Consider the following 24,053-nt stretch of genomic DNA (forward strand, 5'->3'; position numbering starts at 1 on the left):
GCCGGCCCGGTTGCCCCCTACTGTTGTTTGCTGGGCCCGGTTTCCGTTTTTGGGGGCTACGGCTAGGGGCGGGGTTTGGGGCGGGGGGCCCCCCGGGGCGGCCGCCGCGGAACCGGTCCGCCCCCTGTTGTCCGACCGTCGGTTCACCACGACGGTGCTGTTCCTGGCGTGTCTCTTCGCCCCCAGCGGGTTGTGGCTGCTGTGGCAGTTCACCGGCTGGGAGACCATGCACGCGGCGGTCGCGCCCGCCGACCTGCCGGCCTGGTTGGTCGCCGCCTTCGCGGTCACCAACGTGACCCAGGGCATCGTCGGGTACGCCGTGGCCCGGCACCTGTGGCGCAGCGGGCACCGGTACCTCTCCTGGCTGCAGATGCCGGTGGGCTACTTCGCGATGTTCTTCGTGTTGGCGTACGGCTGGGACGGCACCGGGTACCGCCGGTTCTTCGCCCCCACCACCGCGGCCTGGCAGGCGGGCGCGGTCGACCCGCTCGCGTTCCTCACCAGCCCGGTGGCCCTCACGCTGTACGGCATGGGGGCGGTCCTGCTCCCGACGATGCTGTGGCTCCAGGCGGGGTGGTGGGCCGGCGACGGGCTCGGCCGGGTGCGGGCGGTGGGCCTGCTGCTGGCCGTGGCCGTCAGCCTCGGGCTCGGCACGGCGGCCGTCGTCAGCATCGCGCTACACACCCTCGGGGTGCTGCCGGGACTGCTCGCGTGCGCCGTGCTCGTGCCGGGCGCCTTCCATCCGCGGGGGCTCGCCGGGCTACTGGCCCGTCCCTTCCCGCTCGGGACGCGGCGGGCTCCGGCGCCGACCGCGGCCTGAAAGCACTCCCGCTCACCGATCGCTGTCGGGGATCGACACAGCCACGCGTCGGCGCCCGACGGAGCCCGCGCGAACCGCCGGCCGCGGAACGGGTCCGCCGCTACACCGTGGTCCGGAAACCTGCCGCCGCATCGATCGACATCGCGGCGCCGGATCCATAGACTCCGGTCTTTCTGGTACCACGAGTCCAGGGGAGGATCCACGTGTCGAGCGAAACCCGAGCGCACGCCGCTCCGCCGCGGCTGTCCCGCCTCGCCGGCGTCGCGGTGGTGTCCGCCGCGCTGGTCGCCGCGGGCGGCACCGCCGCCATCGCCGCGCCACCCACCGCGACGATGCCCAGCGCGACGACGCCCACGAAGGGACCGTGCGCGTACACGCCGACGCCGGAGGAGCCGGCGGCCCGGCCGGTGCCGCTGCCGCCGGACCCGCGGCGCACGCCCGACCACGGCACCGTCCGGGTCACCCTGCGGACCAACCAGGGCCCGATCGGGCTGACCCTCGACCGGGAGCAGGCGCCGTGCACCGTGCAGAGCTTCCTGCACCTGGTCCGGCACCGGTTCTACGACCGGACCACCTGCCACCGGCTCACCGCGTACCCGACCCTCAAGGTGCTGCAGTGCGGCGACCCGTCCGGCACCGGCTCCGGGGGCCCCGGCTACCGGTACGCCGACGAGCTGCCGACCGACCTGCCACCGGCGCCGACCGACCCGACCGGGGTCCGCCGGCTCTACGCCCGGGGCACCCTCGCGATGGCGAACGCCGGCCCGGACACCAACGGCAGCCAGTTCTTCCTGGTGCAGTCCGACTCGGCGCTGCGCCCCAACTACACCGTCTTCGGCACGGTCGACGAGGCCGGACTGGCCACCCTGGACCGGATCGCGGCCGGCGGGATCGCCGCCACCCCGGAGGACCCGGCGCCGGTCGACGGCGCGCCGGCCGTGCCGGTGGAGATCTGCCGCGCCAAGCGGGGCCGCTGACGATCCGGCGGGGCGGTCCGGTGCCCCGCCGGGCGTCACGACGCCGCTGGTGGCGCACCCGTATCACCGGCGGGGTGTCCCCTCACATCAGCCCGCGAACCGCCGCCAGCGCCGCGTCGACGTCCGCCTCGCTGTTGGCGATGGTCGCGCCGAACCGCACGTACGAGGGGTTGTACGGCGTGCTGCTGGCGATCACTCCGGCGGCGTGCAGCCGGCCGACCACCTCGCCCACCGGCAGGTCGGCGACGGCGCAGCAGACGACGCCGGCGGACAGTTCGGCGGAGCGCGGCGTGACCAGCCGCACGCCGCGGATGCCGGCCAGGCCGCCCTTGAGCCGGTCGGCCAGTTCGCGGGTCCGCGCGGCGACCCGCTCCGGGCCGATCCGGCGGTGCAGGTCGAACGCCTCGGCCAGCGCCCACCGGTGCTCGAAGGTGTGGTAGCCCCCGGGCGTGTGCGCCGGGCCGCCCGGTACCGCCGGTGCACCCGCGCCGCCGGACAGCCAGTGGCCGATGCTGCGCCGGTCGAAGGGCGGGATCACCGCAGTCATCCGGGCCCAGGCGCGCTCGCTGCCCCAGACCAGGCCGGTGCCACGCGGCCCGAGCAGCCACTTGTGGCAGCCGGAGACGAGCACGTCGCAGCCGAGCTGATCGGGGGTGGCGGCCTCGGCGCCGAAGCCGTGCACCCCGTCCACACAGACCAGCGCCTCGGGGCTGCGGGCGCGGACGGCCTCGGCGAGCTGCCGGATCGGCAGCTTCACGCCGGTGCTGGAGTGCACCCAGGTCAGCGCGACGACCCGGGTGCGCGGGGTGACCGCCGCCGCCAGGTTGCCGACCACCTCGTCGACGCGGGTCACCGCCGGGTCCCGGTAGAGGCGCACCCGGCGGACGGTGACACCGTCGCGCTGGGCCCGCAGCCGCAACGACTCGTGCGTGGCGTAGAAGTCGTGCTCGGTGGTCAGGACCTCGTCGCCGGGGCGCAGCCGTACGGCGGTGTAGAGCAGGCCGAGGCCCATCGTGGTCGAGTCGGTCAGGGCGATCTGGTCGGGGCGCGTCCCCAGGTGCCCGGCGGCCGCCGCCAGGGCGGCGGCGTCGAGCCGTTCCTCGTTGGCCGCCAGGTAACCCGTCGCGTCCCGGTCCAGCCCGTCCCGGTGCGCGGCGACGGCGGCGCGGACCGGCGCGGGATGGGGCGCGAAGACGAACGTGGCCAGGTGCGCCCTGGCCCGGTCGATCGCGAACTGCGCCCGGACGCTGTCCCAGCTCGCCGGGTCCAGCGCGGGTGTGCTGGCGGCCGGTCGGGCGGCGGACTCCCGCCCGGTCGGCTCGCAGCCGGCCGCGAGGCCGGTCATGCCGGCCGCCGCGGTCACGCCGAGCAGGCCCCGTCGGGTGAACTGCACAGGACCATCGTCCGCCGCCGACGTCACGGACACATCACCGGGAGGTCGCGAGCGGAGCGCCGATCCGGCGGGGCGCGGCGCGCCCCGGGGAGCCGGCCTGCCGGTGCCCGGCGCGGGTGGGCGCGTGGTAGACATTCGGCGTGGTGGAGGTGAGCCAGTCCGGGGAGCGTGCGATCGACGACGTGGTCCTGGACGCCGCCCGGGACTGCGTCCTCGCCTACGGCGTCCGTCGCACGACCTTGACGGACGTGGCGCGACGTGCCGGGGTCTCGCGGATGACCGTCTACCGGCGCTGGCCGGACGTGCAGTCGCTCATCGGCGACCTGATGAGCCGCGAGTGGCACCAGGTGCTGATGGCCACCGCGGCCGACGAGGGTGAGGGGCCGGCCCGGGCACGCGTGGTGGCACGGGTGGTGGCGGGTGCGCGACTGCTGCGGGAGCACCCGCTGCTCTGCAAGATCCGGGACGTCGATCCCGAGGTGCTGCTCCCGTACCTTCTCGACCGGCGCGGCAACGGCCAGGACGAGATGCTGCGGTTCCTGGCGGCGGCCCTGGCCGACGGTCGCATGGACGGCTCGATCCGGTCCGGCGACGCCGGTGTCATGGCCCGTGCGGTCTTCCTGACGACGCAGTCCTTCGTGCTCTCCGTCCGCACGGTCGCCGACACCGTGCCGGCCACCGAGTTCGACCAGGAACTGGCCCGGCTGGTCGACGGCTACCTGCGACCGGACTAGGACTGGCGCCGGGGTCCGTGGTGGGTGCGCGGCCGCGTCGCGGACCCTACGTGTTCGCGGGCCGCGATCGCTGACCGGCGGTCGGGCCGGCGTCCAGATCGGTGACGTTCATTGGTCGTTCGAAGAACGTCTCGAGCGCGACGATGGTCTGGGTGCCGGTGACACCCTCGACGTCGAAGAGGCGGCGCAGCACCGCCTGGAGCTCCTCCGGAGTCGAGGTGCGGATCTTCACCAGCAGCGACGCGGACCCGGCGATGATGTGGGCCTCCTGGATCTGGGGGATGGCCGCGAGAGCGTCCCGGGTCGGTGGGTCGCCCATCCAGGCGTTGGCCTGGAGCATGACGAACGCCAGCACGCCACGGCCGACGGCGGCTGGATCGACGTCGACAGTGGTACGTCGGATGACCCCACGTTCGCGCAGCTTGCGTACCCGCTCGTGGGTTGACCCCGCCGACAGCCCGACCACCTTGCCGAGGGCCGCGTACGCCTGCGTGGCGTCGGCCTGCAACTCCGCGAGCAGCGCCCGGTCTACCTCGTCCACTGCGCCCCACTCCCTTAGAACGTGAACCGTCCAACTAGCATGTTGACCATACCAGGTTCGGCGGTGTTAGCGTTCTGCCGAACATGACTCCGCTCAGGTGAGGAGCCTCAGGTGGCCGAGACCATTCCCGCCCAGTTCCAGGTGCTCGACGAACGCTTCCGGTACGTCAACGGCGACTTCGTCGTCGAACGCCTCCACACCGGCTCGCGCAAGACCGAGGGCCCGGCGTACTGCCCGGCCGGGCGCTACCTGGTGTGGAGCGACATCCCCAACGACCGGCTGCTGCGCTGGGACGAGACCACCGGCGCCGTCGGCGTCTTCCGCCACTGCTCCGGTTACGCCAACGGCAACACCGTCGACCGGCAAGGCCGGCTGATCACCTGCGAGCAGGGCAACCGACGGGTCACCCGCACCGAGCACGACGGCACGATCACCGTGCTGGCTGACCGGTACCAGGGCAAGCGGCTCAACAGCCCCAACGACGTGGTCGTCCGCGCGGACGGCACGGTCTGGTTCACCGACCCGACCTACGGCATCTTCAGCGACTACGAGGGCAACCAGGGCGACAGCGAGTTCGGCGGCGCCTGCCACGTGTTCCGCCTCGACCCGGCAACCGGCGAGCTGCGGATGGTCGCCGACGACTTCTGCCGACCGAACGGCCTGGCCTTCTCTCCCGACGAGCAGCGACTCTTCATCGCGGACACCCGGCAGGAACCCAGCCACATCCGCGTCTTCGACGTCACCGCCGACGGCACCCTGTCCGGTGGGAAGGTCTTCGCCGAGTGCGACAACGGACGCTTCGACGGGCTCCGGTTGGACGACGCCGGACGGGTCTGGGCTGCCGCCTGGGACGGCGTGCACTGCTTCGACCCCGATGGCACCCTCATCGGCAAGCTGCTGCTGCCGGAATCCGTCGCCAACCTCACGTTCGGCGGACCCAAGCGCAACCACCTGTTCGTCACCGCGGGGACCAGCGTGTACACGCTGCGGGTCACCGTCAACGGTGCCCGCTATCCCCAGCACAGTGGAATCGGGTGACCGTGAACGACGTCGCGGCCGCCGAACGTACGACGCGGTGCGGCTCGCGCCGACGTGCACGGGCAGCTAGGCGATGATCCGAAGGGCCCGCGGACGAACCTCGACGTGCACCCGGTCCACCCGGCCGACGGGGTCGCCGTCGCCGTACACGGCCACCGGGCGGTCGGCGTGGACCGTGACCGACCTGCCGCGGTAGGTGGTGACCTGCGGGAGCCCGACGTGCCGGCCGGTGCGCATCCGCCGGAGCGCCACCGGGAACAGCAGCTTGGTGGCGTGTCCGATCACGACCACGTCCAGCGCTCCGTCGTCGGGCCGCGCCGCGGGGGCGACGTGCAGTCCGCCGCCGTAGTAGCCGCAGTTGGCGGCGACCACCGTGTACGCGTACACCTCCTCGGTGCGGCCGTCGACGGTGATCGTGTACCGGGTGCGCGGCCAGCGCAGCAGCGCGCGCAGCCCGGTGGTGGGGTACACCAGCGAGGCGGGTAGTCGGGACCGGTTGGCCAGTTCGTTGGCCGCCGCGTCGAGGCCGGCGTAGACGCTGCCGACGATCGTCTGCCCGGCGACGCGGAGCACGTCGAGGTGCCGGGTCGGGCCGTGCAGCAGCAGGTCGGCGACCGCGTCGGGGGAGTGCGGCAACGCCAGCTGGCGGGCGAGGTCGTTGCCGCGCCCGGCCGGGACGACGCCGAGCAGGCCGCCGGCGTCGGCGACCGCGCCGGCGAGCAGCCGGATCGTGCCGTCGCCCCCGGCGGCGACGACGACCTCACCACCCTGCACCGCCGTGGCGGCGTGTCGCCGGGCCTCCGTGGCGGTCTGCGTGTACTCGACCCGGATCCGGGCGCCGGCGGCGCGGAGCCGGTGGGCCACCGGCATCAGGCGGGACAGTCCTCGGCGTGCGGCCGGCCCGAGGATCACGGCGAAGGCGCGCACCTCACGGCACCAGGATGCCGGGGTTGAGGACGCCGGCCGGGTCCAGGTGCCCCTTGACCGCTCGGAGCAGGTCCACCGCGACGTCGCCGATCTCGGCGGCGTACCAGGGTCGGTGGTCCGCGCCGACGCCGTGGTGGTGGGTGATCGTGGCGCCGGTGGCGGCGATCGCGTCGCTGGCCGCCGCCTTCGCGGCGTGCCAGCGGCCGATCGGGTCGGGGCCGGGGGAGCAGATCACGGTGAAGTAGAGCGACGCGCCGGTCTCGTAGACGTGGGAGACGTGGGCCAGCACCAGGGCCCCGTCCGGCAGCGCGTCGAGGATGGCCTGCCGGACCCGGTCGTGCACCGCCGGCACCGCCGACCAGTACGCGGCGGTCTCCAGGGTCTCCGCGAACGCCCCCGCGTCCAGCAGTGCGTCCCGCAGGTACGGGGCGTCGAAGCGGTGCCGTTCCCACTGCCGCCCCGCCTCCGGGCCCAGCGGCGTGCCCCCGTGTGCGGCCAGGACACCGGCGGCCGCCTCGACGGTGGGCTGGACGTCCTCGCCCTCGTACCCGGCGACCAGCAGGCAGCCCCCCTCCGAGCGGCCGGAGCCGGTGGCCCCGATCATCGTCTCGACCTCGTCGGACAGCCGCAGCACCGTGGGCCGCGGCCCGTCCTGCGCCAGCCGCCGTACGGCGTGCAGGCCGGCGGCGAACGACTCGAACCGCCAGCCCTCGTAGTGCGACCGCGCCGGCAGGGGGCGCACCCGCAGCGTCACGTCGGTGATGATGCCGAGCGTCCCCTCGCTGCCCAGGAAGAGCTGCCGCAGGTCGGGACCGGCGGCCGAGGCGGGCGCGCGGCCCACCCGGACGGTGCCGCGGGGGGTGGCGACGGTCAGCGCCGCCACCATGTCGTCGAAGCGGCCGTAGCCGGCCGACGCCTGCCCGGACGACCGGGTGGCGGCGAAGCCGCCGATGGTGGCGTACTCGTAGGACTGCGGGACGTGGCCGAGGGTGAACCCGTGCTCGGCGAGGAGGTCGGCGGCGCGCGGGGCGCGCACCCCGGCCTGCAGGACCGCCGTCCGCGACACCGGGTCGACGGCGACCAGCGCGTCCAGCCGGCCCAGGTCGACGGTCACGTGCCGGGTCGCGGTGGGCGTCAACCCGCCCACGACCGAGGTGCCGCCGCCGAAGGGCACCACCGCCACCTGGTGCCGGGAGCAGACGTCGAGGACGGACACCACCTCAGCGTGGTCGGCCGGCCGGACCACGGCCTGCGGGGCCGGTCGCACCTGTCCGCGCCGGTCCCGCAGCAGGTCGGGCGTCGACATGCCGGAGGCGTGCCGTGCCCGCGCCTCGGCGGCGGTGAGGACGTGCCCGTCGCCGACCACCTGCCGCAGGGCGTCGAGGACCGCGACGTCCAGTTCGCACTCCGGCACCGCCGCCTCCGCCAGCGGCACCGGCGGCGGCGGAGGCGTCAGGTCGAGCACCTGCGCCAGCAGCTTCGCGGCGGAGTCCGGCAGCACCTTCGCGTTCGTCGCCGTGCCCCACCGGGCCCAGCCGGCGGACGACGCTTCCCCTCGCACATCCATGTGTGACAGAGTGACATCAAACGTCACTCCATCGCAAGGAGGGGTTCGTGGAGGCATCGCTGACCGGCGTACGCCGTGAGCGGGAGCTGGCGGAGCTGGCCGGCGGCACCCCGGTCGACGTCCTCGTCGTCGGGCTCGGCGTCACCGGCGCCGGGGTGGCGCTCGACGCGGCGAGCCGCGGCCTGTCCGTGGTGGCCGTCGACGCCGAGGACCTGGCCCACGGCACGTCCCGCTGGAGCTCCAAGCTGGTCCACGGCGGCCTGCGCTACCTCGCCCACGGCCAGGTCGGCGTCGCGTACGAGAGCGCCGCCGAGCGGCACGTCCTGCTGACCCGTACCGCCCCGCACCTGACCCGGCCGCTGCCGATGCTGCTGCCGGCCACCCGGTACACCACCGGGTGGCAGGATCGCGCGGCGGCGGCCGGCCTGCGTGCCGGCGACCTGCTGCGCGCCTGTGCCGGCACCTCCCGCCGGACCCTGCCCCGGGCCCGCCGGCTCGGTCCCGCCGAGGCGACCGCGATGGCGCCCGCGCTGCGTGCGGCCGGGCTCCGCGGGGCGCACCTGTCCTGGGACGGTCAGCTCTGCGACGACGCCCGGCTCGTGGTCGGCCTGGCCCGCGCGGCCGCCGCGCGATCCGCCCGGGTGCTGTCCCGCTGCCGGGCCGTCGAGCTGCACCGCGACGGCGCCACCGTCGAGGACACCCGCACCGGTACCCGCCTGCAGGTGGCCGCGCGCGCCGTGGTCAACGCGACCGGTGTGTGGGCGAGCGACCTGACCCCGCACGTCCGCCTGCGCCCCTCCCGGGGCACCCACATCGTCCTGTCCGCCGCCCGGCTGAGCGGGCTCTGGGCCGGGCTGACCATCCCGGTGCCCGGCGAGTTCACCCGCTACGTCTTCGCCCTGCCCCAGACCGACGGCCTGGTCTACGCCGGGCTGACGGACGAACCGGTGGACGGGCCCGTTCCCGACGTGCCGCAACCCACCGACGCCGACATCGCCTTCCTGCTCGACGTGCTCAACAGCGTCCTCGACCAGCCCCTGCGCCCCGACGACGTCCTCGGCGCGTACGCCGGGCTGCGGCCGCTGCTCGCCGACGCCGACGCCCGGACCGCCGACCTGTCCCGGCGGCACGCCGTCATCGACGACCCGGACGGCATCATCAGCGTCGTCGGCGGGAAGCTCACCACCTACCGCCGGATGGCGCAGGACGCGGTCGACACCGCCGTGCGCCGCCGGGGCCTGACCGCCGGCCCCTGCCGGACCCGCCGCCTCCCGCTGCCCGGCGCCGCCAGCAGGGCTCAGTTGGCCCGGGTGCCCGCGCCGCGCCGGCTCGTCCAGCGGTACGGCACCGAAGCGGTCGACGTGCTGGCCGAGGCGCCGGCCCACCTCCGCCGGCCGATCGGCCCCGACATCCCGGTCACCGGCGCCGAACTGCTCTGGGCGGCCCGGCACGAGCTTGCCCTCACCGTCGACGACCTGCTCGACCGGCGTACCCGGATCGGACTCGTCCCGGCGCGCCGGGAGGCCGCGCTGCCCGTGGCGCGGGACGTCCTCGCCCTCGCCGCCGAGCGCTGACCCGGCACCGGGCGCGGCGAAAACCTTCGCGAGACTGAGGCAAGCGGGCAACTATCGACATCGATGTGTGTCGAGATGTATCGTGCCTGCACCTGATGGTCGCCAGAGCGGTCCGGCGCCCGCCGTGCCCCTGCGTCCTCGACCTCGCGGAGGACCTCATGAGACTCACCGCAACCCTGCGTTCCCTGGTCACGGCGCTCGCCGCGGTCTCGCTCGTCCTGCTCGCCCCGGCCGGGTCCGCGTCCGCCGCGACGGTCACCGTGGATAACGCGACCCCCGGCCGCTTCACCGCCAGCGCCAACTGGGGTACGTCCTCCTGGTCGAGCCAGAGGTACGGGCCGGACTACCGGTTCGCCACCCCGTACACCGGAGCGAGCGATGTCGCCTGGTTCCGTGCGGCCGTCGCCGCGACCGGCCCGCACCTGGTCGAGGTGTGGTACCCGGCGGACCCCGGATACAACAACGCCACCCCGTTCGTCGTGGCGACGAGCAGCGGCAGCCAGAGCGTGACCGTCGACCAGCGGGCCAGCGGCGGACGCTGGGTCGCCCTCGGCACCTTCACCCTGGCCGCCGGCGACCGCAACGTGGTCGGGGTCAGCCGCTGGACCAGCGGCATCGGCTACGTCGTCGCGGACGCCGTCCGCGTCACCTCCACCACCGGCGGCCCCGCGTTCTCCCTGCCCGTGCCGAAGAGCGCGCTGCCGCGCACCGAGTACGACGACCCGCACCACGACTACCCGGCGATCGACCTGCCGGTCGGCACCGGGACGCCCGCCTACGCCGTACGCGCCGGAACCGTGACCATCATCGACGACAGCTCCTGCGGCCGGGGCGTCAACCTCACCGGCGCCGACGGGGCGGTCTACACCTACTGCCACTTCTCGTCCTGGTCGGTCGGCAACGGCGCGTCCGTCTCACCCGGACAGCAGATCGGCCTGACCGGCAACACGGGCAACTCCACCGGACCGCACCTGCACTTCGGCATCCGCACCGGCAGCACCCGGCGGTGCCCGCAGGCCTTCCTTCTCGCGATCTACGACGGCGTCACCCCGCCGGCCGCGACCGGCCTGCCCACGACCGGTTGCTACTACGCGACGCGCGGTGTCGCCCCGCAGCCACCGCTGGGCTGACTGTCAGTGGGCCCGGCTCCGCCCACGACCGACCGTGAGGGTGACCAGGAAGCTCGGATGGTCGGTGGTCCCGCCCATGCCGACCGACCGACTGGAGTGGACGGCCAGTCCGCCGGTCGCCATGAGCTGCTGCACCGCGCCGTCGTGGCTGTGCAGGTAGTCCGACGGGACGCAGGACCGTACGTCGGGCGAGCCGCCGTGCCGCAGGTTGAGGTCGCCGGACACGACCGCGGGCTGGCGGGGGTCGCGGAGGCGCACGAGCGGGATGGCCGTGCCGAGCAGGTAGGCGCACTGGGCGAGCGCCAGGACCGGGCTGGTGTACGCCAGGTGGGTGGTGCAGGCGGAGAGGGCGCTGGTGGCGTCGACGCAGAGCCAGGCCCGCTCCTCGGGGTCCGCCGCGTCCTGCATGGGGTAGATCCCGCTGTGCACGGTGTGGCCACGGTACGGCGCCGGGATGTGCGCCAGCAGCCCGACGCCGTACTCCTCGCCGTTCAGGCACCGGTACGGGCCACCGGTCCGGCGGTTGCGGGCGGCCCGGAAGGCCGCGACGACGGTACCGCCGGCGTGGACGCCCGCCATCGTCCGCTCGAGCGCGGCCACGTCGTCCGCACAGACCTCGTTGAGAGCGACCAGACCGGGCTTCTCGACCCGGATCACGCGGCTGGCCTCGGCCACCGACCGGCCCGTGTAGCAGCCGGCCATGCCGCTGTTGCACAGGTTCATCTGGAGCACCCGCACCGAGGTGGCGCCGGCCGGGCCGGCGACCGACGATCCGGCGGGCAGCGCCGCCACCGAGACCAGGCACACGCCGGCCATGAATCGCCGAAGAAAACGGTACGAACGACCAGCCATGCACCCGCCCCGAATCCGGCTGGGGCAAGTGTATCGGCACGTGCCGCTGCGCCGGTGATGGTCAGCCGCGCGGCGCGGGGACACCGAAGAGGTCGATGATGCCGCCGGGAAGCTGGGCGAGCAGGCTGGCGCGTTCGTCGTCGTCGAGCGCCTCGGCGACGGTGACCAGGACGGCCTGGGCGTGCTGGCGTACCAGGTCGGCGTCCGCGCACTGCTCCCGTCGGCCGACGATCCGCAGGAACTCGCCGACGTCCCACCGTCGTCCCTGCGGGTTGCGGGTGACGAACTGGTCGAGTCGGTCGGGTAGCTGGGCCGCGAGGTGGTCGGCCTCGCGGCCGGCGAGCCGCTCGCCGAGCGTCGACAGGACGGCCCGCACGGACCGCTCGGCCTCCTCGTCGCTCAGCCCGGCGCGACGTCGTACGGTGGCGATCAACTGCTCGTACTCCATGACCCGCTCCTTCCCGCGGTCCCGGGGTGGGATCCCTGCGCCCGCCCCGGCGGCGGCGTCCTGACCGCGGCGGCGGGGTGGCACCGATTACCCGGTACCGGAGCGGGAAAGCCCATGGGGGCCGGATAGTTGCGGCGTCCGTGGCCGGCCCCCGTCCGTGCCGCGGACGGGGGCCGGCGTGGGCGTCAGCCCGGCAGGCGCCGCACCTGGTCGGCGCCGCGACCCGGTGGTGTCCCTGGGAGAGCTCCCACTCGTTCTGCCTGCCCGTGCGGGCTCAACCTTTGCGCCACTTCTGGTTGGCGGTGCCGGCGCAGTCCCAGAGCTGGAGTCGGGCGCCGTCGGCGCCGTTCCAGTCCTTGATGTCGACGCACCGGTTGGCGCGCAGGTTGACCAGGTCGCCGCCGGCGGTCAGCGTGAACTGCTGCGCGCCGGTGCCGTTGCAGGTGTAGAGCTGGATGACCGCGCCGTTGCCGGTCGCGCCGCCGTCGACGTCCATGCATTTGTTGTTCCGGCTCCGCACGGCGCTGCCGGTGAACGTCCACTTCTGCGCGTCGGTGCCGTTGCAGCCCCATGTCTGCAGCGGCACCCGGTCGCTGAAGTTGGAGCTGGGCACGTCGATGCACTTGTTGTTCCAGTTGCTCACCAGCGGGACCCCGCTGCCGGGGCCGCCCGGCCCGCCCGCGCCGAACGGGCTGAGGATCAGGCCGGCGGAGCGGGGGTCGCCGTCGTGGACCAGCGACTCGAACGCGCCCACGTCGTCGAAGGCGAAGGCGTACGCCTTGCCGTCGACCATGTTGGCGTGGATGACGCGGGCGTAGTGGTTGGTCGGGTTGTTGCGGTAGAACTCGGCCGGGTTGGTGCTGGGCTGCGTGTCGATGGTGCCGAGGGTGCCCCGGTTCAGCGCGGCGCACAGCGTACGGGAGATCGGGCCGACCACCTGGTCGTTCGGCGCGGGCAGGTCGCCGTCGCAGCCCCACACGCTGGCCGACGAGGGCCGGTTGAAGGCGGCGACCACCTGGCCGGAGCCGTTGGTGAAGGTCATGACGGTGCCGGAGGTCCGCCCGAAGTAGCGGATGTGCGGCTGGTTCGCGAACGGCACGACGGTCAGCGTCCTGGTGGTGTACGCGTTCCAGGCCGACGCGATGTACGGGTCCAGGTAGGTGGTGCTGAACAGGCCGGCTCCGGCCGCCTTGCCGGGAGCCAGCACGCGCAGCACCGTTCCGTCGGAGCGGGTGTGGATGGTGTTCGCCCAGCCCGGCTGCGACCGGATGCCGTCGATGATGGCGGTGCGGCCGTTGGCCACCACGTCGCCGGTGCGCCTGGTGACGCCGTCGGCGCCGGTGACGGTGACCGCGTGGGGCACGGCGAACATGTCGACCTGCGAGCTGTTGAGCCACAGCCCGGCGTCGTTGTAGGTGAACTCGCTCCAGTCGAAGAGGATGTCGCGGTTGGCGTCCCCGGGCGCCCACGGCGCGGGCTGCACGAGACCGTCGGGGGTCAGGAAGAACCTGAGCTTCTCGCCGAAGGAGAAGTAGACGCGGCCGGAGAAGCCGCGCGGGAAGCGGATGGTGGTGGTGCCCTCGGTGCCGGGTCCCGGGATCGAGGCGTCCGGCGCCGGCGCCGGCGGAACCTGCCCGCCGGACCAGGGGACGAAGGTGCCGGCCTGGTTGACGTAGCCCAGGCGTCCGGTGGCGAGCTGGGTGCCGATCACGTAGAGGTGGACGGCCTCGCCGCGGCCGGTGCTGTTGGTGACGGTGACCGGCAGCAGCGCGGGGCCGACCGCCAGGGCGGGGGACGCGGCGGCGGTCACCGGGACGGCGGCGACCAGAGCGGAGAGTGCGGCCAGGAGTCTTCTTCGGATGCCCACGGCAACTCCTCGGGGTGGCGGAACGGGCTGAGAGAGCGCTCTCTCAGCGTCCAGCCGTTAACAACATGTGTCAATAGATTGACAACGATGTATCGCGCCGAGGTCGCTCCCGGTGGGCTCCCCGTCCCGAACGGGGCCGCGGGTCAGGTGCCCGTCACCGGGCCGGGTGCCGCGGGCGGAGCCGGCCGAACGCGGCTGGTGACGCCGTTGTCCGACGTCGCCGGTGCGGCGGCGACGCCCAACGCCTGCCCGATCGCGATGGCGATCAGCAGCCACTCGTTGGCGTCCACGCCGCCCAGGATCACCGTGGCGAGAACCTGAAGGCCGGCCAGCAGCGCGGCGACGGCCGTCTTCGTCCACCGGTACTGCGGAGCCAGCGGTACGACGTACACGCCGACCGCGCTGGCGGCGGCGATCGCGATCGCGATCCACTCGTCCGGGTCGACGACGCCGTCGCCGGAGGATGTCGCGTACAGGGCGGTGAGAGCCGCGAACGCGATCGCGGCGATTGCCTTGCCGTATCTGCCGAAGAACGCTTCCACGCCGCACCTCCACCGGGCGTCGAACCTGTCCCGTCGACCGACGCTGGGCGACACCTCGACTATAGCCACGTGGATGGTGCGAAAGACCAGCTCAGCGGCCATCTGACCGGGGTCCGGACGAGGTGGACGGCGAACTGTCGCTGATCCGACTCCGCGGCCCCGGCGTCGTGGGTTCCGGTGCCCGCCGCTGCGGAGGAGGAGGACGCCGGTCGGTCAGGCCGGCGCCTTCGGGCAGAGGAGCGGGTCCACCAACGGAAGCGCGATCGGACCCAGGCACACGGTGACCAACTGGGGGGTGTCCGGCTGTGGAGCGGCGGTCGGCGACGGTGCCGTACCCGGCGGGGCTGCCGTGGTCGGTGCCGGCGCGGTGGGAGCCGGACCGGTGGTCGGGCGGGCGCTGGGAGCCGGCCCCGGCCCGTGGCTCCCGGTCGTCGGATGTGCGGCGGTCTGCGGGGCCCTCGGCGTCCCCGGTGCGGCGGGCGCGGGGCCCCGTCCGGTGTGGACGACCGGCGTCGCGGCGGGAGCGGTGCTCGGCGACGGGCCGGTCGTCGCAGTCACCGGGTCGGCGGGGCGGGACGGTTCGGCGGCGGCGGGCGGCTCACCGAGGGACGGTTCGGCGGCGGGCGGTCCGGCGGCGGGCCGTTCGGCGGCGCCGGCCTCCGCACGGTACGGCTCGCCGGTCGGCGCGGAACCGAAGACGCCGGAGCCCAACGCGACGACGGTCGCCGCCATGGCGAGCACGGTGCCCGCCCGGCGGTCCGGCCGCAGGGCGGTCAGCGGCGCGTCCGCCGGTCGCGCGGGCGGTGGTGGCGTCGGCCGGGCCGCCTCGTGCGCGGCGAGGAGGTCGTCGATCTCGGCGGCGACCGCGCCGCGCTGCCCGGTGGCGCCGGCGAACGCGAGGGTGAGATAGAAGCGGGCGTTCAGCACCGACACCGGCGGAGCCAGGAGGCCGGCGAGGCGACGGCCGTCGACCGTGTGCAGCAGTGACAGCGGGGCGTCAGGGTGGTGCGCGAGCCCGGAGACGGCCGTGAACCGCCACTCGCGGTCGCCGTGCCGGCCCGAGAACGTCACCCGTCGATCGGTCACCACGATCGTGCCGGCGTCGAGGACCCGCAGGCCACGTGGGGTCCTCCGGCCGAACGCCCCGGGACGGACGCCGGTCGTCACCCCGGGGACCGGGAGGCCGGGGGAGTGCCGTGCCGAGACCTCGACCAGCTGCGCCGCCGGCACGACCCGGTGGACGACCTCACCGTCCTCGAACTCCACCGGCAGGCCGGCGGCCGGGGGCCGGCAGCCGTGGAAGTCGGCCGCCTCGGCCCGCAGCCGTACCAGGTGGTCGTGATGTCGTTGCCAGGCCGAGGTCGCTTCGTCGTACGCCTGCCGCCGCCGGTCGTCCTCCAGGCGCGCCCAGGTGGTCCGCCATCGGGCGGCCTCCGCCGGTCGCCGGTCTTCGATGACCGTTGATGTCGTCACACGTGATACAACCCGTCACGCTCCAGGAAGGACACGTCACGCGGCGTTAATTCCGAAAGGTCCGGATGTCAGATCCCGGGTGGACGGGCGGACCGACGCCGCCCGCGGTCCGCCCTCGGAACCGCCGGCTGCCGCCGGGGCGTACATTCCGACGGTGATCGAGATCGAGGTCGACGGCGAGCTGTTCCACCCGCCCACGCGGGTCTGGCAGGCACTGGCCGACGCGGAGGTGGTCGGCCGCTGGTTCGCCGACGTCGAGGTCCCGTCCGGAGCGCTGGCGGGCCCCCGGCTCAGCACCGGCAACCTGCCGGGCTTCGAGGCCGCCGTCGACGTGAGCGTGCTGGACCGCCAGCCGCCGCGGCGCCTGGCGATGCGGTGGCACGAGGCCGGTCGGCGGAGCGAGGTCACCTGCACCGTCACCCCGACCAGCGCCGGCTGCCGGTTGACGGTGCGCGAGGTCCTCGAGTACGGCGCCTGGTCGACCACCCTGCGCACCGACCGCGAGCGGTGCTACCAGCAGGCCCTCGGCGTCCGCCTGCCCGCCATCCTCGACTGGCTGGCCTTCCGGGAGGTGGACCTGCGGGCCGGCGACGCGGTCGGCGGCCCGGAGGTTCCGGGCGGAGCCCCGGCCGGCCCGGCGGTGGCCGCGCGGTCACGCCGCCGGTGGGCGACGATCGCCGTCGCGGCCGCCGGCACGCTCGCTGCCGGGGTGGCGCTGTGGGCGCTCGCACCGGCCGACCCGCGACCGGCCGGCGCCCTCGCCGATCCCGCACCCACACTCAGCGCCGGGCCGTCGGACGCACGGCCGTCGGCGGTGTCCGCGCCGTCGCGCCCCACCACCGGCGCGACCAGTCGGGCCGCCCGGCCCCGGGCCACACCCACGAAGAGCGCGACACCGAGCCCGTCGGTCAGCGCGTCCCCGGCGGTCCGGCTGACCGCCCGCTACGAGACAAGCTCGAAGCGGATCCTCGGATGGACGGGCGAGGTGGAGGTGACCAACCCCGGCACCACTCCCGCCGCCTGGACCGTGGTGGTGACCCTGGCCCGCGACGCCGCCGTCGTCGACGCCGACGGTGCCACCTGGCGGCAGGAGGGGGAGGAGGCCACCTTCTCGGGTCCTCCGGTACCGGCGGGAGGGTCCATGACCTTCACCTTCGACGTCCGCGGCACCCAACCGGCCGGGCCGGAGGCGTGCCGGGTGGGCGAGGCCGCCTGCACCGGAGTCTGAATGTCCGGGCGCGGCGTGCCGGCACCACGGCGTGCCGGCGGCCGGAAACGGCGACCGGCGCGGGCGGCGCGCGCACCGAGAAGGAGCGGCGCACGGCGGTGAACGGCGCCGCACCCGGGCGGTCAGTCCCGGCGGTCCTCGTCGGGCGTCGGGATCTCCAGGTTCTGTTCCTGGGCGTCCGCCGGGGTGACATCGCCTCCGGCGGCGTCGGCCAGGCCGGCCCCGGCGCTGGGCGGCGGCAGCGCGCCCTGCTCGGCCAGGTCCGCCTCGGACGCCTCCGGCACGGCGTCCGTCACCGCGTCGGCAGGGCCGACCTCCGTCTCGTCCTGCCGTTGCTCCTGCGCGTCCGCCGCCGTGGCCGTGGGCACCGGGTCGATGTCCTCCCGATCGGTCGTCATCCCGGCCCCCGGTCAGGCCTGCCGCCGGGCGTACGGCGCGGTCTGGTCGGCGACGTCGCCGTACTCCGCGGGCAACTGGGTGACCACCTGCTCGTACCCGGTGGGGCCGAGGGCGTCCCGGAGGACGTCGAAGACGGCCGTCACCCCGTCCCGGGCGCGGTCGACGTCGACGTCGGCGCGGCCACTGACCCGTTCGACGAACACGTCGAGCCCGAACCGCTCGCCGGTCTCGCTGCCGCCGAAGGCGTACGCCCGCAGCCCGGCGGGGAGCTGGCTGGCCAGATCACGTGCCTCGCCGCCGTCGATCCGTTCGGCCAGCGTGGTCAGGGTGGCCCGTGTGACGGCGGTGGCCTGCTCCGACGACATCCCGGACCGGGTCGCCACCAGGGCGAGGAACTCGTTGTCGTTCACCGTGCGGCCTTCCTCTCGGACGGGCCCGGTGAGTTCCCGGCGGCGACGTCCGCAAACGGGCCGCCCCCGAACCGGACGGCGAGCGCCCGGCGAGCGGCAACCGCCGACCGGCAGCGAGCGGCGGGGCGCGGATCGGAGGATCCACGCCCCGCCGTCACCGGCGTCGCCGTCCGGACGGGGCCGGCGGCGGAGTGCCGGTCAGGGGTTGGTGATGCCCAGCGTGTAGCTGCCGGAACCGCTGTACGCGTGCACCTCGAAGCGGTAGTAGCCCGCGGTGCCGTTGTAGCTGATCGTCTCGTCCGGTCCGGGGCTGTACGAGCCGGCCACGTCGACCCACGTCGACCCGTTCCACTTCTGCAGGTAGAGGTCGAAGTCGACCCCGGTCGGCCCGTCGAGGCAACCGCGGTGGGTGCCGGAGACGGACGAGTAGTAGTAGCTGCCGTTCGGCTGGTAGCGGCTCTGCCCCGAGGAGATGCTGCCGGTGTAGGTGGCCTCGTAGCCGGTGCAGCCGGTCGGCGGCGGCGGCTCGCCCCCACCGCTGGTGCGCAGCGTCAGGCCGTACACCGAAAGGATCTCGTTGAGCGGCTGGAAGTAGGTGGTCCCGCCGGAGCTGCAGTTGCCGGAGCCGCCGGAGGTGACGCCCTGCGCCTGCTGCCCGGACAGCCACGACCCGCCGGAGTCGCCCGGCTCGGCGCAGGCGTTGGTGCGGGTCAGGCCGGTGACCGTACCCTGCGGGTAGTTGACGGTCTGGTTCTTGGCCTGGACCGAGCCGCAGCGCCAGCCGGTGGTCGAACCGGAGCGGCAGATCGCCGCGCCGACCGCGGCCTCGGTGGAGCCGGCCACCGTGACGTTGCCGCCGGAGTAGTTGTTCACCCAGGGCTGCGGGGTCCAGTTCGAGTTGGTCTGCACCCACGCGTAGTCGTTGCCGGGGAACGACGACCCGCGGAAGGTGCCCTGGGACACCTGGTTGTAGCCCTGGGTGGCGGTGCCGGTGGTGCCGCAGTGCCCGGCGGTGACGAACCCGCCGGTCACCGAGAAGCCGACCGAGCAGCGTCCGCCGCCCATGTAGTACGCGTCGCCGCCGCGGACGTCGTAGAACGTCCGGGGGGCCTCGGTGGTGCGGACGACCCGGATCGCGGCGGCGTCGACCCGGCTCGCCCGCACGAACGCCGTGGCGGCCCGGGTGTCGCCGCGGGCGAGCACCACGACGGTGTTGGTGGTGACGTCGACGTACCAGCCGGGGACCGACTCGGCGGGCGCCTTCGCGGCGTGGCGGTCCAGCGTCGACTTGACCCGGTCGAGTTGGGCGCCGCTGCGGCCGACGATCGTCGCCCGCGCTCCGGCGGCCTTCACCCGGTCGGCCGCCGCCGCGCCGGTGACGGCGACGACGAGGCCGTCGGGGGTCAGCCAGCCGCCGGCGTACGCGGAACCGAGCGACCGGCGCAGGCTGGCGTCCGTGCGGCTGCCCTTCTCGTCGCGGGCGATGCGGGTGCGGGCCGCGTCGGCGGTCAGGCCGAGGTCGCGCTGCATCGCGGCGAGCATCTCCGACGACGCCGCCTCGGCCGGTGCGGCGGTGCTCGTGGTGGTGGCGGGCGACGCCGTGGCGGCGGACGGCACCGCGACGGCGATGGCGCCGACGGGCAGCAGGACGGCTGCTGCCACGGCGGCGAGGCTTCGTCTCATTCATGGCCTCCTCGGGAGCGGCCGCGGCGTGGGGGTGACGCCGCGGGCGGGACGGTGTGGCCGTGCCCCGCCGGTCGCGCCCTCGGGGTCAGGGGCGCGGCGGCGGGCCCCGGTGCCTTCCGGGGTTGAGCCGGTCCGGGGCCGCTCCCCACGGCCCCGGCACCGGCCGGTCCGGCAGGCAGCGTCAACGTAACGAACTTCAATAGAATTTAATCAATATCGATTGGCTCATACCGCCGGTCGGAGAGCGCACGTCGGGAGATGCGGCCCCCCGCGCGGAGCGACCAGGATCCTCAGTGTCCGGGGCGGACCACCGGACACCGCCAGATCCGAAGGACGCGCGACCCACATCGGAGGGCAGACACGTGCGTGGCACACCGCAACCGGCCCCGGCCCGGCGATCGGGGATCACGCTGGCGGGACGGCTGGTCGCCGTCGGGTCGGCCGTCGCCCTGCTGCTCGGCGGGCAGCCGGCACCGGCCGGCGCGCGCCCCGCCGCTCCGCCGCCCGGCCCGGCGGCGCCGGCCACCGCGCCCGGCCACGTACAACCGACGCACGAGGTCACCCTGATCACCGGCGACCGGGTCCGCACCTCCGCCGACGGAACGCGGGTCACCGTCACCCGGGCGCCCGGGCGGGACGGTATCCGCTTCAGCAGCTACGGCACCGGCGAGCACCGGTACGTCGTACCGGAGGACGCCCGCCCGCTGGTGACCGGCGGGCTGCTGGACCGCCGGCTGTTCGACGTGACGGGCCTGGTCCGGGCGGGCTACCACGACGCCCGCCGCGCCGACCTGCCGCTGGTCGTGGCCGGCGACGGCGCCGACCTGCCCGGCGTGCGGGCGGTCCGCCGTCCGGACGCGTCCGGCGCCACCGCCGCCGTGCTGGCGAAGTCCGACGCGGGCCGGGCGTGGCACGCGATCACCTCGGGCACCGCCCGGCGCATCTCGCTGGACGCACCCCAGGCCGACCCGGCCACGTCGCCCGCCGGCGTCACCGGCCGGAGGCCCGCCTCCCCGGCGCAGGACACGGAGACCCACCAGCTCACCGTCGCGCACCTCGACGCCGCCGGGCGGCCGACGACCCGGGCCGAGACCACCGTGTTCGACCGGGCCGGGGAGATCCGGGCCGTCCTGCACGGGACCGGGGACACCGCCACGGCACGGCTGCCGAAGGGCGACTACGTCCTCGTGGGCGACGTGGTCGACTTCGGACGGCCGGACGCCCCCTGGTACCGCCTGGTGCAGCCCCGGCTCACCCTGGACCGGGACGCCACCGTGACCGTCGACGCCCGCCGGGCGGCGCCGGTGACCACCACCGTGCCACGGGCCGAGGCCCGCCCGGTGCTGGTCGAACTCGGATTCGACCGTCCGGCGGCCGACGGCGCCGGGTTCCGGCTCTCGCTGATCGCCGACGACTTCGCCGGGCTGCACGCCGGGCACCTCGGCCCCGAGGTCGCCCCCGAGGAAGTGACCTCCTACCTCTCCTCGACCTGGGCGGTCCCCGGCGCCCGCGGCGACTTCCGGAACAGCCCGTTCACCTACGGCCTACTGAACACCCGGCGGGGCAGCTTCTTCACCGGTTTCCGACGGACGGTGTCCGACGCGGGCCTGGCGACCGTGAACTCCCGGCTCAACCAGCAGGTGCCGGGGCGGCAGGCGACCAAGTCGTTGTTCTCGATCGCCCCGGGCGTCACCGGCACGGTCGGCTCGCTGCTGCCGTACGACCTGCCGGCCCGGGTGACACACCGCCTCGACGCGAGCCCGGTGGAGTGGAGTGCCGCGTTCGGGGAGAACCGCCCCGACGGGAACGGGCTGCCGGCGGAGGTGACCGCGCTCGGCCAGGGCTACCAGACCTACCAGGCCGGCCGGGTGTACTCCGACCGCTGGAACGCGGCCGCCTTCGGGCCGCTCCTCGACTTCGCCGGCCACGCGGGCCGGCAGGGCGACCGGATGTGGTTCGGCGTCCCGATCTTCTCCGACCAGGACGGCCACCGTGGCGGTTCGCTCACCGACTCGGCGTCCACCCGCCTCTACCGCGGCGACCGGCTCGTCGGCGAGTCGGCCGCGGTCGACGTGACAGCGACCGTGGCGCCGGGGCCGGCGGCCTTCCGGGTGGAGAAGCGGACCACCCGGCCGTCCATCTCCGGGCTGTCCACCAGGATCGACGCGACCTGGACCTTCCGGTCGGAGGGATCCGGTGCGGGCACCGAGTGGCTGCCCATCTGGGTGGTCCGGTACGCGCCGACGGTCGACGATCACAATCGGTCCCGGGCGACGCCGGTGACCGTCCTGCCGGTCACGCTGATCGCCCAGCCCGAGGCGCGGGTGGGCACCGTGCGGCGGCTGACCGTCCAGGTCTCCGGGGACCAGGGACGCACCTGGCGGTCGGCGCTGGTGGTCCCGGCGGGCGACCGGGCGTACCGGGCGGTCTTCCGCACCCCGTCGAACGCCGCGAGCGTGTCGCTGCGCGCGACGCTCGTCGACTCCCACGGCAACCGCCTGACGCAGACCATCGTCGACGCGTACCCGTTGGTCCGGTGACGCCCCGCGGACGGCGCGCGGACACCCGCCGGCCCGCGTGGAGTGCACCGGCTGGACGAAGGAGCAGGGTCATGACGGACATCCGGAGACTGGTGACGGCGGCGTCGCTGACCGCCGCGCTCGCCCTCGGTGGCGCGCCCGCCGCGGCGTACGCCGGGCCGGCGGTGGACGCGGCGACCACGGCAGCCGAGCCGCCCGGGGCGGCCACCTGCGCGACCGCGCCGAGCACCCCGGCGAAGACACCGCTCGGCGGGTTCGTGCGCAGCACCGCCCACAACACGTGCAGCTCGTACGCGGTCTTCTGGCTGCTGCGCTACGAGCCCGGCGGGTGGCGGACGGTGCTGGAGCGGTGGATGGAGCCGCACACGACGGCGCGGCTCGACTTCGACTGCCGGGGAACCGGCCCGCACACCTACCGGTCCGTCATGTGGGACCCGAACATGATGGGTTACCTGGCCTCCCCGGACGTGGTGATCGCCTGCTGACCTCGGACCCTCCACCGACGCCCCGGCGTGCCGCGCGCGGTCCGCCGGGGCACGCCCGCGCCGGCGGCCCGCCGTCATGCGGCGGCCGAACGGCCGGGTTACTCTGCGTGCTGATCCCATCACCTGTCATCGTCAACGAAAGGGGAACCCATGGTCGACCGTGAGCCGGTCGCGGAACCGTCCTTCGCCAGCGAGGGCTCCACGCCGACGCCCTGGTCCCGGGCGCACGAACGGCTGGCGGAGGCGGGCGAGTTCTACCTGTCCACCGTCCGGCCGGACGGCCGGCCGCACGCCGTGCCGCTGCTCGGGATGTGGCTGGACGGCGCCATGTACTTCTGCTCCAGCGAGTCCGCCCAGAAGGTCCGGAACCTGGCCGCCAACCCGCAGTGCGTCCTCACCGCAGCCGGGCCCGACCTCGATCTCTCGATCGAGGGCACCGCGTCCCGGGTCACCGACAAGGAGACCCTGGAACGGGTGGCCGACGGCTACGGGACGAAGCACGGCTGGCCGGTGACCGTCGTTGACGGTGGACTGGACGGCGACGGCATCGGCCCGGCACCGTACCTCGTCTACGAGGTGACTCCGGCGAAGGTCATCGGCATGGACAAGGAGGCCGGCTTCAACGTGACCCGCTGGCGGTTCGCCTGACGGTCAGCCGAACACCGGGCGGGGCGGCCGGGCGGTGCGGCGCACCCACCAGTGCGCGACGGCGAGGTTCACCAGCCAGCTGAGCCAACCGGCCGCCTCGCCCAGGACGATCGGGTTCACGGTGACCCCGGTCAGCGCGGACGTCAGGACGAAGATCCGTCCCCACAGCGTCTGCAGGGCGAAGGCGATGCTGTACGCCATCCAGCGGCGGTGTTCCGTGAAGCGTCGCCGGCGGGCCATGTGCAGGCCGACCAGGCTCGTGACGATCCACCCCACGGCCGCCAGCGCACTGCCGAGCAGCCCGACCGGCACCGCGGCGAACGGCATGAGGGCGAGTCCGAGCAGGGCGGAGGGGACCGCACCGGCGATCACGTAGAGCCGCCCGCTGGTCCGGTGCACGGCCGGGTACCGCTGCCGCAGCCAGGGCCACACCTGCAGGCACACCGTCACCAGTGCGATCGTGCCGAAGAAGATGTGCGCCACCACGACCGCGTAGTGGGCCGGGAAGTCCTCGTTCAGCACGACCCGGGACCGGCTCGGGTCCAGGCCCAGGTACGGCGGCAGGACGAACAGGAGGAAGGCGGCGTTGAGCACCACCAGCGGCACCACCCACGGCCGTCGCCACCAGCGGGTGGCAGGCGGCCGGGCACCGGTCCGGCCCGGCGTGCGTGGTGGCTGGTCCGCCCGCCTCGCCGGGCCATCGACCTCTTCGACATGCCGGGTCACCGTGGGCTCCTCCCCGGTCCCGGACCGGCACCCGCCGCCGGGCCTGCC

Annotated in this window: 23 protein-coding genes; 10 read left to right on the forward strand and 13 right to left on the reverse strand. The window is 74.6% G+C overall.

Going from position 1 to position 24,053, the window contains the following annotated elements; all coding sequences use genetic code 11:
- The first annotated feature begins 127 nt into the window (after positions 1 to 127).
- Complete coding sequence (locus AB0873_RS15525) at positions 128 to 820, forward strand: hypothetical protein (protein ID WP_366600411.1); 693 nt, start codon at positions 128 to 130, stop codon at positions 818 to 820.
- A gap of 203 nt (positions 821 to 1,023) precedes the next feature.
- Entirely contained in the window at positions 1,024 to 1,797 is a 774-nt protein-coding gene (locus tag AB0873_RS15530) for a peptidylprolyl isomerase (protein ID WP_366600412.1), read from the forward strand.
- A gap of 82 nt (positions 1,798 to 1,879) precedes the next feature.
- Here AB0873_RS15530 and AB0873_RS15535 read toward each other — a convergent pair whose 3' ends face one another.
- Entirely contained in the window at positions 1,880 to 3,190 is a 1,311-nt protein-coding gene (locus tag AB0873_RS15535; protein WP_366600414.1) for an aminotransferase class V-fold PLP-dependent enzyme, read from the reverse strand.
- A gap of 140 nt (positions 3,191 to 3,330) precedes the next feature.
- Between AB0873_RS15535 and AB0873_RS15540 the strand changes: the two genes are divergently transcribed.
- Complete coding sequence (locus AB0873_RS15540; RefSeq protein ID WP_366600416.1) at positions 3,331 to 3,924, forward strand: TetR/AcrR family transcriptional regulator; 594 nt, start codon at positions 3,331 to 3,333, stop codon at positions 3,922 to 3,924.
- Positions 3,925 to 3,970: 46 nt separating this feature from the next.
- On the opposite strand, the gene AB0873_RS15545 is transcribed toward AB0873_RS15540, so the two are convergent.
- Positions 3,971 to 4,465: an Lrp/AsnC family transcriptional regulator gene (locus tag AB0873_RS15545; RefSeq protein WP_366600417.1), complete on the reverse strand. Its 495-nt coding sequence runs from the start codon at positions 4,463 to 4,465 to the stop codon at positions 3,971 to 3,973.
- Between the two features lie 111 nt (positions 4,466 to 4,576).
- Here AB0873_RS15545 and AB0873_RS15550 point away from each other — a divergent pair, with 111 nt between their 5' ends.
- Positions 4,577 to 5,503 carry an SMP-30/gluconolactonase/LRE family protein gene (locus tag AB0873_RS15550; RefSeq protein WP_366600419.1) on the forward strand — a complete coding sequence of 309 codons (927 nt, stop codon included), beginning with the start codon at positions 4,577 to 4,579 and terminating at the stop codon, positions 5,501 to 5,503.
- 66 nt (positions 5,504 to 5,569) lie between these two features.
- Here AB0873_RS15550 and AB0873_RS15555 read toward each other — a convergent pair whose 3' ends face one another.
- Positions 5,570 to 6,430, reverse strand: a complete 861-nt coding sequence (locus AB0873_RS15555) for a diacylglycerol kinase family protein (RefSeq protein WP_366600420.1) — start codon at positions 6,428 to 6,430, stop codon at positions 5,570 to 5,572.
- 1 nt (position 6,431) lies between these two features.
- On the reverse strand, positions 6,432 to 7,997 hold the full coding sequence (locus AB0873_RS15560; protein WP_366600422.1) for an FAD-binding oxidoreductase: 1,566 nt from the start codon (positions 7,995 to 7,997) through the stop codon (positions 6,432 to 6,434).
- 47 nt (positions 7,998 to 8,044) lie between these two features.
- Between AB0873_RS15560 and AB0873_RS15565 the strand changes: the two genes are divergently transcribed.
- Complete coding sequence (locus tag AB0873_RS15565) at positions 8,045 to 9,571, forward strand: glycerol-3-phosphate dehydrogenase/oxidase (protein WP_366600423.1); 1,527 nt, start codon at positions 8,045 to 8,047, stop codon at positions 9,569 to 9,571.
- A gap of 158 nt (positions 9,572 to 9,729) precedes the next feature.
- Positions 9,730 to 10,701, forward strand: a complete 972-nt coding sequence (locus tag AB0873_RS15570; RefSeq protein WP_366600425.1) for a peptidoglycan DD-metalloendopeptidase family protein — start codon at positions 9,730 to 9,732, stop codon at positions 10,699 to 10,701.
- Positions 10,702 to 10,704: 3 nt separating this feature from the next.
- On the opposite strand, the gene AB0873_RS15575 is transcribed toward AB0873_RS15570, so the two are convergent.
- From AB0873_RS15575 to AB0873_RS15595, 5 genes are all read right to left on the reverse strand, one after another.
- A complete protein-coding gene (locus tag AB0873_RS15575) occupies positions 10,705 to 11,517 on the reverse strand; it encodes an endonuclease/exonuclease/phosphatase family protein (protein ID WP_366600426.1) in 813 nt (270 codons plus the stop codon).
- Positions 11,518 to 11,614: 97 nt separating this feature from the next.
- Entirely contained in the window at positions 11,615 to 12,001 is a 387-nt protein-coding gene (locus tag AB0873_RS15580; RefSeq protein WP_155331667.1) for a DUF2267 domain-containing protein, read from the reverse strand.
- Positions 12,002 to 12,275: 274 nt separating this feature from the next.
- Complete coding sequence (locus tag AB0873_RS15585) at positions 12,276 to 13,868, reverse strand: beta-1,3-glucanase family protein (protein ID WP_366600427.1); 1,593 nt, start codon at positions 13,866 to 13,868, stop codon at positions 12,276 to 12,278.
- A 143-nt stretch (positions 13,869 to 14,011) separates the two neighbouring features.
- Complete coding sequence (locus AB0873_RS15590) at positions 14,012 to 14,410, reverse strand: hypothetical protein (RefSeq protein ID WP_155331669.1); 399 nt, start codon at positions 14,408 to 14,410, stop codon at positions 14,012 to 14,014.
- Between the two features lie 213 nt (positions 14,411 to 14,623).
- Entirely contained in the window at positions 14,624 to 15,883 is a 1,260-nt protein-coding gene (locus tag AB0873_RS15595) for a hypothetical protein (RefSeq protein ID WP_366600428.1), read from the reverse strand.
- A gap of 154 nt (positions 15,884 to 16,037) precedes the next feature.
- Between AB0873_RS15595 and AB0873_RS15600 the strand changes: the two genes are divergently transcribed.
- On the forward strand, positions 16,038 to 17,111 hold the full coding sequence (locus tag AB0873_RS15600; protein WP_366600429.1) for an SRPBCC domain-containing protein: 1,074 nt from the start codon (positions 16,038 to 16,040) through the stop codon (positions 17,109 to 17,111).
- A 122-nt stretch (positions 17,112 to 17,233) separates the two neighbouring features.
- Here the strand turns inward: AB0873_RS15600 and AB0873_RS15605 are convergent, their stop codons facing one another.
- The 3 genes from AB0873_RS15605 to AB0873_RS15615 form a co-directional block, all read right to left on the reverse strand.
- A complete protein-coding gene (locus tag AB0873_RS15605; RefSeq protein WP_155331672.1) occupies positions 17,234 to 17,509 on the reverse strand; it encodes a hypothetical protein in 276 nt (91 codons plus the stop codon).
- Between the two features lie 12 nt (positions 17,510 to 17,521).
- A complete protein-coding gene (locus tag AB0873_RS15610; protein WP_155331673.1) occupies positions 17,522 to 17,920 on the reverse strand; it encodes a DUF2267 domain-containing protein in 399 nt (132 codons plus the stop codon).
- Positions 17,921 to 18,118: 198 nt separating this feature from the next.
- Positions 18,119 to 19,603 carry a S1 family peptidase gene (locus AB0873_RS15615; RefSeq protein WP_366600430.1) on the reverse strand — a complete coding sequence of 495 codons (1,485 nt, stop codon included), beginning with the start codon at positions 19,601 to 19,603 and terminating at the stop codon, positions 18,119 to 18,121.
- Positions 19,604 to 19,968: 365 nt separating this feature from the next.
- On the opposite strand from AB0873_RS15615, the gene AB0873_RS15620 reads away from it, so the two are divergent.
- The 3 genes from AB0873_RS15620 (at position 19,969) to AB0873_RS15630 (ending at position 23,279) form a co-directional block, all read left to right on the forward strand.
- Positions 19,969 to 22,146: a hypothetical protein gene (locus AB0873_RS15620; protein WP_366600431.1), complete on the forward strand. Its 2,178-nt coding sequence runs from the start codon at positions 19,969 to 19,971 to the stop codon at positions 22,144 to 22,146.
- 71 nt (positions 22,147 to 22,217) lie between these two features.
- Positions 22,218 to 22,631: a hypothetical protein gene (locus AB0873_RS15625; protein ID WP_366600432.1), complete on the forward strand. Its 414-nt coding sequence runs from the start codon at positions 22,218 to 22,220 to the stop codon at positions 22,629 to 22,631.
- A gap of 150 nt (positions 22,632 to 22,781) precedes the next feature.
- Positions 22,782 to 23,279, forward strand: a complete 498-nt coding sequence (locus AB0873_RS15630) for a pyridoxamine 5'-phosphate oxidase family protein (RefSeq protein WP_366600433.1) — start codon at positions 22,782 to 22,784, stop codon at positions 23,277 to 23,279.
- Positions 23,280 to 23,282: 3 nt separating this feature from the next.
- Here the strand turns inward: AB0873_RS15630 and AB0873_RS15635 are convergent, their stop codons facing one another.
- Positions 23,283 to 24,005: a DUF2306 domain-containing protein gene (locus tag AB0873_RS15635; protein WP_366600434.1), complete on the reverse strand. Its 723-nt coding sequence runs from the start codon at positions 24,003 to 24,005 to the stop codon at positions 23,283 to 23,285.
- Positions 24,006 to 24,053 lie beyond the last annotated feature (48 nt).

The sequence above is a fragment of the Micromonospora sp. NPDC047707 genome, from assembly GCF_040704235.1.
In the GTDB taxonomy this organism is placed as follows: domain Bacteria; phylum Actinomycetota; class Actinomycetes; order Mycobacteriales; family Micromonosporaceae; genus Micromonospora.